12 protein-coding genes are annotated in these 15486 nt (G+C 73.8%); 6 read left to right on the top strand and 6 right to left on the bottom strand.

Translation table 11 applies throughout. The features are described from left to right. Nucleotides 1–170: 170 nt before the first annotated feature. The 3 genes from IEZ04_RS20245 to rsmH are packed head-to-tail and all read right to left on the bottom strand — an operon-like array spanning nucleotide 171 to nucleotide 3713. Nucleotides 171–2159 carry a peptidoglycan D,D-transpeptidase FtsI family protein gene (locus IEZ04_RS20245; RefSeq protein WP_308429817.1) on the bottom strand — a complete coding sequence of 663 codons (1989 nt, stop codon included), beginning with the start codon at nucleotides 2157–2159 and terminating at the stop codon, nucleotides 171–173. Between the two features lie 5 nt (nucleotides 2160–2164). Beyond that, nucleotides 2165–2689: a cell division protein FtsL gene (gene ftsL, locus IEZ04_RS20240; protein WP_189218330.1), complete on the bottom strand. Its 525-nt coding sequence runs from the start codon at nucleotides 2687–2689 to the stop codon at nucleotides 2165–2167. 49 nt (nucleotides 2690–2738) lie between these two features. Beyond that, nucleotides 2739–3713 carry a 16S rRNA (cytosine(1402)-N(4))-methyltransferase RsmH gene (gene rsmH, locus IEZ04_RS20235; RefSeq protein WP_189218329.1) on the bottom strand — a complete coding sequence of 325 codons (975 nt, stop codon included), beginning with the start codon at nucleotides 3711–3713 and terminating at the stop codon, nucleotides 2739–2741. 440 nt (nucleotides 3714–4153) lie between these two features. Between rsmH and IEZ04_RS20230 the strand changes: the two genes are divergently transcribed. The 4 genes from IEZ04_RS20230 to IEZ04_RS20215 all read left to right on the top strand — a co-directional run bounded on the left by IEZ04_RS20230 (nucleotide 4154) and on the right by IEZ04_RS20215 (nucleotide 9794). Further along, complete coding sequence (locus IEZ04_RS20230; RefSeq protein ID WP_189218328.1) at nucleotides 4154–4702, top strand: beta-class carbonic anhydrase; 549 nt, start codon at nucleotides 4154–4156, stop codon at nucleotides 4700–4702. A 288-nt stretch (nucleotides 4703–4990) separates the two neighbouring features. Continuing rightward, nucleotides 4991–6025, top strand: coding sequence for an AAA family ATPase (locus IEZ04_RS20225; RefSeq protein ID WP_189218327.1), 1035 nt, complete (start codon nucleotides 4991–4993; stop codon nucleotides 6023–6025). Then, the gene (locus IEZ04_RS20220) at nucleotides 6025–7404 is read left to right on the top strand and encodes a DUF58 domain-containing protein (RefSeq protein ID WP_189218326.1); all 1380 of its coding nucleotides are present in this window, start codon (nucleotides 6025–6027) and stop codon (nucleotides 7402–7404) included. Before IEZ04_RS20225 ends, IEZ04_RS20220 begins: the two co-directional genes overlap by 1 nt. Further along, nucleotides 7401–9794 (top strand): transglutaminase TgpA family protein, encoded by a 2394-nt coding sequence (locus IEZ04_RS20215; RefSeq protein ID WP_189218325.1) that lies wholly within the window; start codon nucleotides 7401–7403, stop codon nucleotides 9792–9794. Before IEZ04_RS20220 ends, IEZ04_RS20215 begins: the two co-directional genes overlap by 4 nt. A gap of 331 nt (nucleotides 9795–10125) precedes the next feature. Here IEZ04_RS20215 and IEZ04_RS20210 read toward each other — a convergent pair whose 3' ends face one another. From IEZ04_RS20210 to IEZ04_RS20200, 3 genes are all read right to left on the bottom strand, one after another. Next, nucleotides 10126–10521 (bottom strand): SCO2097 family morphological protein, encoded by a 396-nt coding sequence (locus IEZ04_RS20210; protein ID WP_189218324.1) that lies wholly within the window; start codon nucleotides 10519–10521, stop codon nucleotides 10126–10128. A gap of 295 nt (nucleotides 10522–10816) precedes the next feature. Continuing rightward, complete coding sequence (locus IEZ04_RS20205; protein ID WP_189218323.1) at nucleotides 10817–11635, bottom strand: class I SAM-dependent methyltransferase; 819 nt, start codon at nucleotides 11633–11635, stop codon at nucleotides 10817–10819. A 148-nt stretch (nucleotides 11636–11783) separates the two neighbouring features. Then, a complete protein-coding gene (locus IEZ04_RS20200; protein WP_189218322.1) occupies nucleotides 11784–12341 on the bottom strand; it encodes an SAV_6107 family HEPN domain-containing protein in 558 nt (185 codons plus the stop codon). Nucleotides 12342–12515: 174 nt separating this feature from the next. Between IEZ04_RS20200 and IEZ04_RS20195 the strand changes: the two genes are divergently transcribed. After that, entirely contained in the window at nucleotides 12516–13403 is an 888-nt protein-coding gene (locus IEZ04_RS20195) for an ATP-binding cassette domain-containing protein (RefSeq protein ID WP_189218321.1), read from the top strand. Continuing rightward, the gene (locus tag IEZ04_RS20190) at nucleotides 13375–15459 is read left to right on the top strand and encodes a YhgE/Pip domain-containing protein (protein WP_189218320.1); all 2085 of its coding nucleotides are present in this window, start codon (nucleotides 13375–13377) and stop codon (nucleotides 15457–15459) included. Before IEZ04_RS20195 ends, IEZ04_RS20190 begins: the two co-directional genes overlap by 29 nt. The last annotated feature ends 27 nt before the right edge of the window (nucleotides 15460–15486 follow it).

Here is a 15486-nt window from a genome sequence, read left to right as displayed (position 1 = left end):
GAGCGTACCGGGCGCACCCCCGCCGGAGCGAAGTGAGGCGCCGGGCGGGGCGTCCGGCGGAGTGTGGTTCCCGGCGTCGGGAGTGATCGTTGTCACGGGCTGGTTCCTGGTGGGTTCTGTCCGGTGGTGCTGATCGGTCGTTCGGGTCCGTCTGACCAGGGGTTCGCTGATCAGGGCTTGAAGGTGACGGGCAGCCGCGCGGGTTCGGCGCCGGTGGGCGGGATCTGGAGGGTCTTCAGCGCGAACTGCATGACCTCCTTGTACACGGGGCCGCAGATCTGGCCGCCGAAGTAGCTGCCCTCGGTGGCGTTCTGGATGGCGCAGTAGACGGTGACGCGCGGCTCGTCGGCGGGCGCGAACCCGGCGAAGGACGAGGTGTAGCCGTGGTACTTGCCGGTGGCCGGATCCACTCTGTTCGCGGTGCCGGTCTTGCCCGCGACGCGGTAGCCGGGGATGCGCGCCTTGGTGCCGGTGCCCTCCTCGTCGTCGACGACGGACTCCAGCATCCGGGCGAGCGTCTTCGCCGTCTTCTCGCTCACGACCCGGGTCTTCCCGGGCTCGGGTGCGGGGGTGAAGCGGCCGTCGGGTCCCTTGGTACCGCGGACCAGGCTGGGTTCGACGCGTACGCCGCCGTTCGCGATGGTCGAGTAGACGGAGGCCGCCTGCATGGCGTTGATGGAGACGCCCTGGCCGAAAGGGATCGTGTACTGCTGGGAGGTGGACCAGTCCTCCGGGTCCGCGAGGATGCCCTTCGTCTCGCCGGGGAAGCCGAGCCCGGTGGCGCTGCCGATGCCGAACTTGCGCAGGTAGGAGTGGAGCACCTGGTTGGCCTCGGCCTGGGTGTCGCCGAGCTGGCCGGTGGCCAGGATGGTGCCGATGTTGCTGGACTTGGCGAGCACGCCGTTGAGGGTGAGGTACCAGGTCGGGTGGTCCACGTCGTCCTGGAACAGCCGGTCGCCGCGGTGCAGCCGGTTGGGCACGGTGACGCGGGTCATCGGGGTGGCGACGTTCTCCTCCAGCACGGCGGCCATCGACATGACCTTGGCGGTGGAGCCGGGCTCGAAGGCGTCCTGGAGGGCCGCGTTGCCCATCGCGTCCGAACTGGCTTTCGACAGGTCGTTGGGGTCGAAGCCGGGCGAGTTGGCCATGGCGAGGATCTGACCGGTCCGCGTGTCCTGGACTATCACGTACCCGCGGTCCGCCTTCGACTCCTCCACCTGCTCGGTGATGGCGTGCTGGGCGGCCCACTGGATGTCGCGGTCGATGGTCAGCTCCACGTCGGAGCCGGGCACCGCCGGCGTCTCGGTGGAGTCGGCGGTGGGCACCTGGCGGCCGCCGGACTGGGCGTAGCGGATCTTGCCTTCCCTGCCGGCCAGTTCCGCGTTCAGCTGCTGCTCGATGCCACCGCCGCCCTTGCCGTCGGCGCTGACCCAGCCGAGTATCCCGGCGGCCAGCTCGCCGTTCGGGTACACGCGCTTGCTGCTGGGGTCCTGGAAGACGCCGGCCAGCACGTTCACCGTGCCGGAGTCCTCCCTGGCCTTCTTCGCGAGCGCCGACTTCAGGTCGCTGATCTGCTTCCACACCTGCGGGGTCTGGCGGCGGGCGAGCAGCACGTACCGGGTGTTCCCGGTCCGCAGCTTCCCGGCGATCTCCTTCTGGTCCTGGCCGAGGATCGGCGCGAGGAGCGCGGCCGCCTGCTCGGGCGCGTCGGGAATCTCCGTCTCCTCGCGGGTGAACATCGTGGGGTCGGCCGTGATGTCGTTCGCGTCGACGCTGATCGCCAGGGCCACGCCGTCGCGGTCGGTGATCCCGCCGCGCTCGGCGGCCAAGGTGTGCACCACGTAGCGGTTCTGCTGGGCCTTGGCGGCGTACTCGCCGGCGTCGACGGCCTGCACCTGGAGCAGCCGTACGACGAAGGCGGTCATCACCAGCGCCAGGGCGAGGCTCACCAGGCGCAGCCGGGGGCGCGGGCTGCCGAGCCGGATGGTGCGCGGCGCCCCGGGCCGGGAGGCGGGGCGGGGGGTGCCGCGGGAGGTGCTGCGCGGAGTGCCGGGGCGGCGTGCGGGACGGGCGCCGGGGCCGGGACGGCGCCGGGCGTCCGGACGCGCGGGCCGGGCGGGTCCGGGCACACGGCGGCGCGGCGGTTCCCTGTCGGACACTGACGTCACCTGCCGGAGGTCGTGGACGGCTGTGCGGGCTGCGGGGACTGGGCGGGCGGCGGCGGGGCGGGCTCCGGGGTCGTGGCCGGTGGCTCGGCCGCGGGCGGTGACCCGGTCGCGGTGAGCTCCTCGCGCGCGAGGACGAGGGGGACGGCCGGGGAGCGCGCGCCGGCGGGACGCGGCACGCCCTTGACGGTGCCGTCGGGGTTCAGGAAGGCGGGGGCGCCGCCCGGGACCATGCCCAGCTCGCGCGCGCGGCGCTGCAGGGCGTCGGGGGCCGCGTAGGCGTCCACGTCCCGCTGGAGCGCCTGTTCCTCGTCGGTGAGGCTCTTGGTCTCCTCCTTGAGGTCGTCCAGGCGGAACGACCCCTCGCTGAGCGCGGAGTTCAGCACGAGCAGGCCGATGAGCCCACCGCCCAGGACGAGCACGACCAGGAGGACGAACGGGGTGCGCGCGGCCTGGCCGGACGCCGTGGGGAAGAGCCGCGCCAGCCGGGCGGCCCGCCCCCTCAGCTCGGGTTTCCTGCTCAAGGCCCCTCCCTGCCGGTCGACTCGCGCGCCTCGGTACCGCTGTCGCGCCTCACCTGGCGTCCTCGCCGCTCCCGGCGGACTCGCGGATGCGTTCCGCCCCCCGCAGCCGGGCGGGCGCCGCCCGCCGGTTCTCGGCGATCTCTTCCTCGGTGGGAAGTTCGGCACCGCGGGTGAGCAGCTTGAGCCGGGGCTGGTAGCGCTCGGGGACGACGGGCAGCCCGGGTGGCGCGGTGGTGGCGGCCCCGGCCGCGAACACCTGCTTGACCAGCCGGTCCTCCAGCGAGTGGTACGACAGGACGGCGATCCGGCCGCCGACCGCGAGGGCCGCCACCGCCGCGGGGACGGCCCGCTCCAGGACGGAGAGTTCGCCGTTGACCTCGATGCGCAGCGCCTGGAAGGTGCGCTTCGCGGGGTTGCCGCCGGTGCGCTTCGCGGCCTGCGGCAGGGCGTCGCGGATCAGCTCGACGAGCCGGGCGCTGTTGGTGAACGGCTCCTTCTCGCGCTCGCGCACGATCGCGGACACGATCCGCTTGGCCTGCTTCTCCTCGCCGTACGCGCGCAGGATCCGCACCAGTTCGCCGGCGGGGTAGGTGTTGAGCACCTCGGCGGCGCTCATCCCGGTCGTCTGGTCCATGCGCATGTCGAGCGGGGCGTCCTGGGCGTAGGCGAAGCCGCGGTCCGCCTCGTCGAGCTGCATGGAGGAGACTCCGAGGTCGAACAGGACGCCCTGCACGCGCGGGACGCCGAGGCGGTCGAGCACGTCGGGCAGTTCGTCGTAGACGGCGTGCACCAGGGTGGCGCGCTCCCCGTACGGCGCGAGGCGTTCGCCGGACAGGCGCAGCGCCTCCTTGTCGCGGTCGAGGGCGACGAGCCGGGCCTCCGGGAAGCGCTCGAGCAGCGCCTCGCTGTGGCCACCGAGCCCGAGGGTGCAGTCGACCACGACGGCACCGGGCTCCGTGAGGGCCGGGGCCAGCATGTCCAGGCAGCGCCGGAGCATGACGGGGACGTGGCGGCTGTTGCTCAAGGGGCCCTCTCAGGTCCGGCACGGCGTCACGCACCGCCGGGTCCCCGCCCTCGCCCGGCCGGCGCCGGGCGTGCCCCCGGTGCGGGGACGGCCTGCCGGCGCCGGTGGCGTCAGCCGGCCGGGAGCGGGAGGAGGCCGAGCCGTACGTACGCGCCGCGCACGTTTCGGAAGGGGCCGGACGGCCGCCGGCCCTGACATGTCAGTCCAGCAGGGGGACCTCGCCTCCCGCTTCGCGTCACTTTAGTCCACGGTTTCGCGGGGTCAATCAACCGGCCTGCGCGTCGCGCTCCCGCCCGGCGGCGAACGGCGGAAGGGCCGGAATCACCCGTACGGCCGCGGCCCCGGGGCCCGTGTGGAGTACCTCACAACAAGTCCCGCCACTGTTCTTTGTCCGTGCTCACAGCGCGCTTGCGGGGCCGGTGACCAGTAACGTCTTAGGCATGACGACTTCCACACCAGTCCCCACCGGCCCCGAAGGCGCCATATCTCCCGAGGGCACCGTCACCGACCGGCTCGTCGAGGCGAACGAGCGGTACGCCTCCGCGTTCACCGACCCCGGGATGGACGCGCGTCCCGTCCTCCGGGTCGCGGTCGTGGCCTGTATGGACGCCCGCCTGGACCTGCACGCCGCGCTCGGCCTGGAGCTGGGCGACTGTCACACCATCCGTAACGCGGGCGGGGTCGTCACCGACGACGTGATCCGCTCCCTGACCATCAGCCAGCGGGCGCTCGGCACCCGCAGCGTGGTGTTGATCCACCACACCGGCTGCGGCCTGGAGTCCCTCACCGAGGAGTTCCGGCACGAGCTGGAGATGGAGATCGGCCAGCGCCCGTCGTGGGCGGTTGAGTCGTTCCGCGACGTGGACCAGGACGTGCGGCAGTCGATGCAGCGCGTGCGCACCTCGCCGTTCCTGCTGCACACCGACGACGTACGCGGCTTCGTCTTCGACGTGAAGACGGGGCTGCTGCGCGAGATCGACCCCGCGTAGCCCGTTTTCGTCACCCGGGCCGGGGCACTCGGACCCCTCGGTCACGCCGCCGTACCGGTTCTGCCACGCCCATAAGACCACGAGCCCGGCATATCGCGGGCAGTTGTCCACAGGCGAGTGACACGAATCGGTAACGGCGGCAAGAATGCGGGTGTGGCGTCACGCGGAACTTTTCGCGCGTGGTGTCCGTGTTCCGGGGTGGGCCGGTCCGCAACGCAGAGCGTCGGCCCGGGGAGTTGGGGTTCGCCCTGCTTCCGCACAGCCAGGGGAAGGGCCGAGGAGGGCCGGGTGACGACCTATGACGATCGAGCGAGCCTTACTGATCTGACCGCCACTGTGGATCGAGTCCGCAGTTCGGTCGAAGAGGTGATCGAGGGCAAGCCGGAGGTCGTACGGCTTTCGCTGACGGTGCTGCTCGCCGAGGGACATCTCCTCATCGAGGACGTGCCCGGCGTCGGCAAGACCATGCTGGCCAAGGCGCTGGCGCGATCCATCGACTGCTCGGTGCGGCGCATCCAGTTCACGCCCGACCTGCTGCCCTCGGACATCACCGGGGTGTCCATCTGGGACCAGCAGCGCCGGGACTTCGAGTTCAAGCCGGGAGCGATCTTCGCGCAGATCGTGATCGGCGACGAGATCAACCGCGCCTCGCCCAAGACGCAGTCCGCGCTGCTGGAGTCGATGGAGGAGCGCCAGGTCACCATCGACGGCCAGACCTACGAGCTGCCGAGCCCCTTCATGGTGGTGGCCACGCAGAACCCGGTCGAGATGGAGGGCACCTATCCGCTGCCGGAGGCGCAGCGCGACCGCTTCATGGCGCGGGTCTCCGTCGGCTACCCGAGCGCGGACGCCGAGCTGCGGATGCTGGACGTGCACGGCGGCGTCTCACCGCTGGAGGACATGCAGCCGGTGGCCCACGCCCACGAGGTGGTCAAGCTGGTCGAGGCCGTGCGCGGCGTGCACGTCGCCGAGCCGGTCCGGCGGTACGCGGTCGAACTGGTGGGCGCCACCCGCACCCACCCCGACCTGAGACTCGGCGCCTCGCCGCGCGCCACCCTGCACCTGCTGCGCGCGGCGAAGGCCTCCGCCGCCCTGAACGGCCGGGAGTACGCGCTGCCGGACGACGTGCAGGCGCTCGCCGTGCCCGTCCTGGCCCACCGTCTGCTGCCCACCGCCCAGGCCCAGTTGAACCGCCGGACGGCCGAGCAGGTCGTCCAGGAGATACTCCGGAACACACCCGTTCCCGCGGCCGCCCAGCCGCGGGACGGCTTCTCCGTGCACCACGGCACGTCCGCGTACGGCCGGCCGCCCCGGAGGCTGTGATGACCGCCGCGGTGCCGGTCCCCGACACGGAGCACGACACCGGCAAGGGCGGCCTGCGCACCACACTCGCCGGCCTCACCACCCGCGGCCGCTCCTTCCTGGCCGCCGGGGTGGCCGCCGCCGTCTGCGCCTACGTCCTCGGGCAGAGCGACCTGCTCCGTGTCGGCCTGCTGCTCGCCGTGCTGCCGGTGGTCTGCGCGATCGTGCTGCACCGCACCCGGCACCGCGTCGCGGGCACCCGCCGGCTGAGCCCCGCGCGCGTACCCGCGGGCGCCGAGGCCCGCGTCCACCTGCGGATGGAGAACGTCTCACGGCTGCCGACGGGGCTGCTGATGCTCCAGGACCGGGTGCCGTACGTCCTCGGTCCGCGTCCCCGCTTCGTCCTGGACCGGGTGGAGGCCGGCGGCCGCCGCGAGGTGTCCTACCGGGTGCGCTCGGACCTGCGGGGCCGCTATCCGCTGGGCCCGCTGCAGCTGCGTCTGGCCGACCCGTTCGGCATGTGCGAGCTGACCCGCTCCTTCTCGGCGTACGACACCCTGACGGTCGTCCCGCGCGTGGAGCCGCTGCCGCCGGTCCGCCTCAGCGGCGAGGCCAGGGGGTACGGGGACGGGCGGCAGCGCTCGGTGGCCCTCGCGGGCGAGGACGACGTGATCCCGCGCGGCTACCGGCACGGTGACGACCTGCGCAGGGTGCACTGGCGCTCCACCGCCCGCTACGGCGAGCTGATGGTGCGCCGCGAGGAACAGCCGCAGCGCGCGCGGAGCACGGTGCTGCTGGACACCCGGGGCGTCGCCTTCGAGGGCGCGGGCCCGGACTCCGCCTTCGAGTGGGCGGTCTCCGGCGCCGCGTCCGTCCTGGTGCACATGCTGGAGCGGGGTTTCTCCGTACGGCTGCTGACGGACACCGGCGACTCGGTGCCCGGCGAGGGCGCCGACGGGTTCGCGGGCGCGAGCCAGGAGTCGGCCGACGCGGCGGGCCTGATGATGGACACCCTCGCCGTGATCGACCACTCCGACGGTACGGGCCTGTCGCCCGCGTACGACGTGCTGCGCGGCGGGAACGAGGGCCTGCTGGTGGCCTTCCTCGGCGACCTGGACGAGGAGCAGGCAGCCGTGGTCGGCAGGATGCGCCGGCGCAGCGGCGGGGCGGTCGCCTTCCTGCTGGACAGCGAGGTGTGGGGACACGACCCGTCCGAGGTGCCCGCACCCGGCGCGGCGGGCCGGGGCGAGAAGACGGTACGGATGCTGCACGAGGCGGGCTGGACGGCCGTGAGCGTGCCGCGGGGCGCCTCGCTGCCGGACGTGTGGCGCCAGGCGGACCGGGAGCGGGCGACGGTGACCGCCCTGAGCGGCGCGGGCGCTACGGAGGGACGGTCATGAGCGGTCGGGCGAGGCTGGCGCTGTGCGCCTGGGCCGCCACGCTGATGGCGGCGTGCGCGCTGCTGCCGCTGGTGAGCGGCACCCTGTGGATCCTGCAGGCGGCGCTCCTGCTGTGCGCGCAGAGCGTGGTGGGCGTCCTGGCCCGCGGGGTGCCGCTGGCCCGTCCGCTGACCGTCGCGGCACAGGCGCTGGTGACGCTGCTGCTGCTGACGGCGGTCTTCGCCCGGGAACAGGCCGTCGCCTGGTTCGTCCCGGGCCCGCGGGCCTTCGACCACTTCCTCCGGCTGCTGGAGGCGGGCGCGGAGGACATAGGGCGGTACGCGATCCCGGCGCCGCTGTCCGGCGGCATCAAGCTGATGATCATCGGCGGGGTGCTGGCGATCGGCCTCGCGGTGGACGCCCTCGCGGTGACGTACCGCAGCGCGGCGCCCGCCGGGCTTCCGCTGCTCGCCCTGTACTCGGTCGCCGCGGGGCTGTCCGACGGCGCGGCGTGGCTGTGGTTCGTGGTCGCCGCCGCGGGCTACCTGATGCTGCTCCTCGCCGAGGGCCGGGAGCGGCTCTCCCAGTGGGGCCGGGTCTTCAGCGGCGCGTCGGGCGGCCCGGGGGCGCCGGCCGGCGGGGGCGCGGTCGCTCCGGTCCGTACCGGACGGCGCATCGGCGCGGTGGCGCTGGGTGCCGCGCTGGTGGTGCCGCTCGGTCTGCCCGCGCTGGACGGCGGGCTGCTGGACGGCACGGGCACCGGGGTGGGCGCGGGCCCCGGGGGCGGCGGCACGATCTCCGCGGTGAACCCTCTGGTGTCGCTGCGCGACAGCCTGAACGTGGACCAGGACCGCGAGGTCATGTCCTACCGCACCAACAGCGACGAGACCGACGACCTGTACCTGCGGATCGTCTCCCTGGACGATTTCGACGGCACGTCCTGGAAACCGGCCCAGCGGCGCATCGTGAACGTGCCGGACCCGTTCCCGTCCCCGGCCGGTCTCGGTCCCGACGTCAGGCGGACCGAGATCGACACCCGGATCTCGGCGGCGAAGGGCTACCAGCAGAACTGGCTGCCGATGCCGTACCCGGCCACGGGCGTGGACATCGACGGCGACTGGCGATTCGAGCCCGTGGGCCGCACCCTCGTCGGCGACCACGGGCAGGACACCGGGGGCCTGAGCTACGGCGTGCGGAGCATGATCGTGCAGCCGACCGCGGAGCAGCTCAGGAACGCGCCGGAGCCCGACGAGTCCATCAGGCGCCCGTTCACGCAGGTACCTCAGTCGCTGCCGCCCGTGGTGGCGCAGACGGCCCGTGACGTGACCGCGGACTCGGCGAACGACTACGAGCGGGCGGTCAAGCTCCAGGACTGGTTCGCGGTGAGCGGCGGCTTCACCTACGACACCGAGGTGCAGGTGGGCAGCGGTTCCTCCGCCATAGCCCGGTTCCTGAGGGACAAGGAGGGGTTCTGCATCCACTACTCCTTCGCGATGGCGGCGATGGCCCGCACGCTGGACATACCGGCGCGGGTCGCGGTGGGCTTCACCCCGGGCTCCCCGCAGGGGGACGGTTCGATGACGGTGGGCCTGCGGGACGCGCACGCGTGGCCGGAGCTGTACTTCGAGGGTGTGGGCTGGACCCGTTTCGAGCCGACCCCGAGCCGGGGGACGACCCCGTCGTACACGCAGACCGAGGCGCCGGGCAGCAGCAACCTGCCGGACGTGCCCCAGCCCACGCAGTCGGCGTCCAGCGCGCCGTCGGCCGCGCCCTCGTCGAGCGCGAGCTGCACGCCGCAGGAGGCGCGGCTGGAGCCGTGCGGGAGCGAGTCGCCGCAGGCCGGCGTGGGCGCGGGCGACGACGGCCCACGGCCGCCGGCCGTCGCGGCGTGGGCCCTCGGCGGCCTCGCGGTGGCGGCGCTGCCCCTGCTGCCCATGCTGTGGCGGATGCGGACCCGGGCCGTCCGGCTCGCGCCCCGCGGCCTGACGGGTGAGGGGCCGGCGGCCCACACCCTGGCGGTCTGGCAGGAAGTGATCGACACGGCGTGGGACCACGGGATCCCGCCGGACGAGTCGCGGACACCGCGGAAGGCCGCGGCGCGGATCGTACGGCTCGGCCGTCTGGACGAGCCGGCCGCGGCGGCGCTGCACCGCTTGGCCGGGGCGGTGGAGCAGGTCCTCTACGCCCCGCGCCCGCACCGGGCGCCGGGGCTCACCGAGGACGCCCGCAGCGTCGCGACGGCCCTGAGTGCGCAGGCCGGCCGGGGTACGCGGCTGCGGGCCCGGCTGGCCCCGCGGTCGGCCGTCCGCGTGCTCTGGGCGGCTTCGGCCCGCTATGCGGCGCTCAGGGCGGAGCTGTCGGCCCGCCGCCCGACGGTGCGCCGCCCGTTCGGCGCGAGCCGGAGCGGCTAGACGGTGGGTGGGCCGGTCGGCCGGTCGGTCGGCTGGCCGGCCGGCCGACAGAACCGCGCGGCGCGCTCGGTCACCGGGTCCGTCCGGGCGCTGCCCACCAGGGGCGGGGGTGCCTGTCCGGCCGGACGGACACCTCCGCCGAACCGCCCGGCCCGAGGACACTGCGCGTCTGCACGAGCCACGAGCCGAAGCACCCGGCCCACGCGATCGCGCCGTCAGCCGGGGTGGCGGTAACCGTCGGGCGCAAACGCACCACAGCCGCGTGTGAGGGGTGACCGACCAAGGTCGGTCACCCCTCACACGCGGCTGTGGTGCGGGCAGTCCGCGAAGCCTATTGACCCTGCTCGTCGCGGCGGCGCTGCCAGCGCTGTTCGATGCGGTCCATCATGGAGCGGCGCTGCCGTGGGCTGTTGCGGCTGCCGCCACCGGGAACGCCGGACGGCTGCTCACCCGGCTTGGGGGCCTTGCGCCAACCGGTCACGGCGAGCACCGCGCAGCCCAGCATGACGAGGAAGCCCACCACACTGACCCAGATCTGCTGTGCGACCATTCCGGCCATGAGAAGCGCGATACCCACCAGAAAGCCCGCGACCGCCTGGTAGACCCGTCGCCGGGTGTACGTACGCAGCCCGCTTCCCTCAAGCGCTGTCGCGAACTTGGGATCTTCGGCGTACAGCGCTCGCTCCATCTGCTCGAGCATTCGCTGCTCGTGCTCCGAGAGCGGCACGGAGTCCTCCTCATCGTGCGGTCGCCGGGGCGACCCGGGGGGTCCTCTTCAGGATAGGCAGGGAATCGCCCCCGTGAAACCCGCCCCTCTACGCCAATTCGCCAACCGTGACCCGTCATGGCACTCCGGTTCACTGAGGTGTGGATTCCCCAGCGACCGGCCCGTCATGCCGAACGGTCTCCCTCGATCATACGGCTCCGGACGCCCGATCGGAGGGGCTGTGGCGTACTCCATCTGCGGACGAGCCCCTGATCAGCGCTGCGCCGGCGCGGACGGGCCGAACCCCGGCCGTATCTCACGCCTCACCGAGCACGTGGAGCTGCGTGGCCACGGAGTGGAAGGCGGGCAGTTCGGCCGCCGCGGCCTCCAGCTTCAGCAGCGCGTCCATGGCGCCCGGCTCGGTGTCCACGAGCACGCCCGGGACCAGGTCGGCGAAGACCCGTACGCCGTGCACGGCGGCGACCGTGAGGCCCGCACCCTCGACGAGGGCGGTGAGCTGCTCGGCCGTGAAACGGTGCGGGACGGGGTCGCCCTCGCCCCAGCGTCCGTCCGGGTCGTCGAGCGCCCGCCTGGCCTCCGTGAAGTGCCCCGCGAGGGCCCGCGCCAGCACGGCTCCGCCGAGGCCCGCGGCGAGCAGGCTGAGCAGGCCCCCGGGGCGCAGCGCGGCGACCGCGTTGCCGAGGCCCTCGGCGGGGTCGTCCACGTACTCCAGGACCCCGTGGCACAGCACCGCGTCGTACCCGCCGCGCTCGACGACGTCGAAGAGGCCGTGCGCGTCTCCCTGCACGCCCCGTACCCGGTCGGCCACGCCGGCCTCGGCGGCGCGGCGCTCCAGCGCGAAGAGGGCGTTGGGGCTGGGGTCGACGACGGTGACGCGGTGCCCGAGGCGGGCCACGGGCACCGCGAAGTTGCCGCTGCCGCCGCCGGTGTCCAGCACGTCGAGGCCGCGGGCGCCGTGCGCCCCGTCCCCCGCGGCCTTGGCACGGCGGTCGAGCGCGTCCTTCAGGACCTCCCAGACCACGGCGGTACGGAGGGAGGCGCGGGGCCGGGAGGGGTCGGAGCGGAGCGACGTCGGTCGAGGGTGGGAGACGGGTGGGCGCATGGGGTCCGACACGGCAGTTGACTCCTCGGCGCGGCACCGCCTGCTGTGCGGCGGAGCGATGGAAATGCCTCCGCCCGTGCCGGGTGGCCGCGGCGGAGCGTACGGGTGTCCCACCCTAATGGGAAGCCGGGGAGCGCCCGTATCGCCGTCACGTCCCGCCTCATCCCGCGTCCGGTACGTCGCGCGGGTCCGGCGCGTCGGGCTTTCCGTCCTGCCGCGGCTGCGGCAGGACGGGCTGGAGTATGAGCATGCGCTCGACGATGCGGAGGAACATCGCCACGTCGCGGATCAGGTCGTCGGCGTCGCGGGCGCTCGCCGCGCCCCGGATGCCGGCCTCCGCGCGGGCGCGGCGCTGGGCCCCGGAGGCGAACAGGGCGCTCCATTCGGTCAGTTCGGGTGCGATCTCGGGGAGCACTTCCCAGGCGCTCCTGATGCGGGCCCGGCGTCGGGGGGTGGTCTCCGGGCGGCCACGTGCGGCGAGGACGGCGGCGGCGGTGCGCAGGGCGGCGAGGTGGGCCGTGGCGTACCGCTCGTTGGGAAGCTCCAGCCCGGTCGCCTCGTCCAGGCCGGAGCGCGCCTGGGTGAGCAGGTCGAGGGCGGCGGGCGGGGCCGTGGCCCGGCGGAGCACGGGGTGCACGTCGCCCGCCGGGCCGGTCAGTGAGGGGGCAGGGCCGGTGGCGCGGCGCCGGCGTGCGGCGGCTGCGTGGTGACTGGCCATGACGAACCTCCTGTCGTCTTCGTGACGGCACGCCCTGTATGGGCTTGCCGTATGTGCCCATCGTGGAGTACGGCACTGACAATCCGGTCTGACCTGGACTTTTGCTCCGTTCATAGGTTCGGAGTAGCTTTTGCACTGACCAGTCAGTGCAAAAAGTGAGCAGCAAGGGGGGACATGGACGGGCCTCACGAGCCGGCGGACGGCACCGGCGCCGGCACCCGCACCACCGGAGTCACCGTGGAGGCCGACGGACTCGGGCTGAAGGGGCCGCGCGGCCGGGTGTTCCGGAACATCGGGTTCCACGCGGAGGCGGGATCACTCATCGTCATTGAGGGTCCGTCAGGTTCCGGCCGTACATGCCTGCTGCTGGCGCTCACCGGCCGGATGAGGCCCACCGAGGGGCGTGCGAAGGTCGGCCCGCACCGGCTGCCCCGGCACATGGCGGCCGTACGCCGCGTCAGCGCGCTCGCCCACGTCCCCGGCGTCACCGATCTGGACCCCGCCCTGACCGTCGACGAGCACCTGCGCGAACGCGTGTTGCTGCAGCGGCGGTTCGGCGGATCGGTCCGGGGCGCGCTGCACGGACTGCTGCGGCTCCGGGGCGGCCGGGCTGCCGCGGCGGATCCACGGGTCGACGAGGCCCTGGCCGCCGCCGGACTCGACCGCGGGGCGCTGCCCAAGGGCGGCCGTACCGCCGTACGCGACCTCGGACGGCTGGAGGCGCTGCGGCTGTCCGTGGCGCTCGCGCTGATCGGCCGGCCGCTGCTCCTCGGCGTGGACGACACCGACCTGAAGCTCGCGGGCGCCGAACGGGCGGCGGCATGGTCCCTGCTGGCGTCCGTCGCCGCGGCCGGGACCACGGTGCTGGCGGTGTGCAGCGAGGCCCCTGAAGACGTCGGGGGCACCGGGAGCCCCCTTCACGTCCTGACCCTCCCGGACGGCGACGACGATCCGGCCCTCCCGGACGACGACGATCCGGCCCTTCCGGACGACGACGATCCGGCCCTTCCGGACGACGACAAGGAGACGGCGGATGCGCTCGCCGAAGCTGGCCGCACTTGAGCTCCGGCGGTTCGGCCGGGGCAGGCTCCCGCGCGCGGCGCTGGTCGCGCTCCTGCTGCTGCCGCTGCTGTACGGAGCCCTGTACCTGTGGTCCTTCTGGGACCCGTACGGCCGTCTGGACCGGGTGCCCGTGGCCCTGGTGAACGAGGACGAGGGGGCCACGGCGGACGGGGAGAGGCTGACGGCGGGCGACGACATCACCGAGCGGCTGCGCGACAGCGAGGTCTTCGACTGGCACGAGGTGAGCGCCGCCGACGCGCGCGCGGGCGTCGAGGACGGCAGGTACTACCTGTCGCTGACCGTGCCGCCGGACTTCAGCGAGCGGATCGCCTCCAGCTCCGGCGACAGTCCCGCGACCGGCGCCCTGCAGGTGCGGACGAACGACGCCAACAACTACATCGTCGGGCAGATCTCCCGGACGGTGTTCGCCGAGGTGCGCACCGCCGCGTCCACCAAGGCCTCGCGCTCGTTCCTGGACCGGATCTTCATCTCGTTCTCCGGCCTCCACGACGAGACGCGGAAGGCCGCCGAGGGGGCCGACGACCTCAAGGGCGGCATCGGGCAGGCCGAGCGGGGCTCCAGGGACCTCGCGGACGGGCTGGCGGACGCCAAGGAGGGCAGCGGGGACCTGTCGGCCGGGCTGACCAAGCTGGACAGCGGGGCCGGCGATCTGGAGAAGGGCTCCGCGCAGGTCGCGGCGGGCACCCAGGCGCTCGCCGACAAGGTCGGCGGCGCGGCGGACCAGGTTCGCCCCTTCCTCGCGGAGAACGGCCGGACCATCGCGGACACCGCGGACCTCGTGGCGGACGCGGCGGGCGGGATCCGCGAGCACCTCGACGCGTTCGTGAAGACCGCCCCAAAGGCGGCGAGCGGCACCCGCACGGCCGCCGAGACCCTCGACGAGATCCACGCCGGGCGCTGCGAGCGGCAGCCCGCACCCGACCCCGCCTGCGACGACCTGGAGAAGGCCAGGGACGCGGCGGCCGACGCCGCGGCGCTCGCCGCGGACGTGGACACCCTGGTGCGGAAGTACGACGGCGACATGAAGGCCCTCGACGAGGACCTCGCCGCGTTCGAACGGCAGGCCAGGGCCCTCGCCGAGGCGGCGCCCCACCTCTCCGAGGACCTCGACGACGCGGTGGCCGAGGTCGAGGCGCTCAACGAGGGCGCCGCGAAGGTCGCCCGGGGCGCGAAGACGCTGCACACCGGTCTCGGCACGGCACAGGAGGGCGCGGCGGACCTCGACACGGGGGTCGGCGAGCTCGCGACCGGCGCGACCGATCTCGAAGGGGGCCTGTACCGGCTGGCCGACGGCTCCGCGGAGCTCGCGGGCGGACTGCACGACGGCGTCGGCAGGATCCCCGACTACGACGAGGACGACCGCGACCGGCGCACCGAGGTGATGGCCGACCCGGTGCGGCTGGTCACCGGTGACCTGCACAAGGCACCCAACTACGGCACCGGCTTCGCCCCGTACTTCATCCCGCTGTCCCTGTGGGTGGGCGCGATGGTGGCGTACATGCTGATCCCGCCGCTCAACCGGCGCGCGCTCGCGGCGGGCGCCCCGGCGTGGCGGATCGCGCTGGCGGGCTGGCTGCCCGTGGTCGCCCTGGGGCTGCTCCAGGTGACCGCCCTGATGGCCGTGCTGCACTGGGCGGTGGGCCTGCGGATGGTCCGGGCGGCCGGGACGGTGGGCTTCCTGTTCCTGGTGACGGCGTGCTTCGCGGCGCTCGTGCAATGGCTGAACGCGCGCTTCGGGGCGGCGGGCCGCATCCTGGTGCTCGCGTTCCTGATGCTCCAGCTGACGTCCGCCGGCGGCACGTATCCCGTGCAGACCAGTCCGGGCTTCTTCAACGCGATCCACCCCTTCCTGCCGATGAGTCACGTCGTCGACGCCCTCAGGAGGCTCATCACGGGCGGGGGTACGGGACCGGTCTGGGAGGCGTGCGCGGTGCTCGCGGTCTTCACGGCGGCCGCCCTCGCGCTGACCACCCTGGCGGCCCGCCGCAGGCAGGTGTGGACCCTCGACCGGCTGCACCCGGAGCTGAGCCTGTGACCGCGCCGCCGCCGTCTGCTGTGAGAA

Origin of the sequence: Streptomyces ruber (assembly GCF_014648075.1) — a bacterium.
Taxonomy (GTDB): Bacteria; Actinomycetota; Actinomycetes; order Streptomycetales; family Streptomycetaceae; genus Streptomyces; species Streptomyces ruber.
The sequence above is the reverse complement of the archived record's forward strand: the minus strand, read 5'-3'. Positions and strand labels throughout refer to the sequence as shown.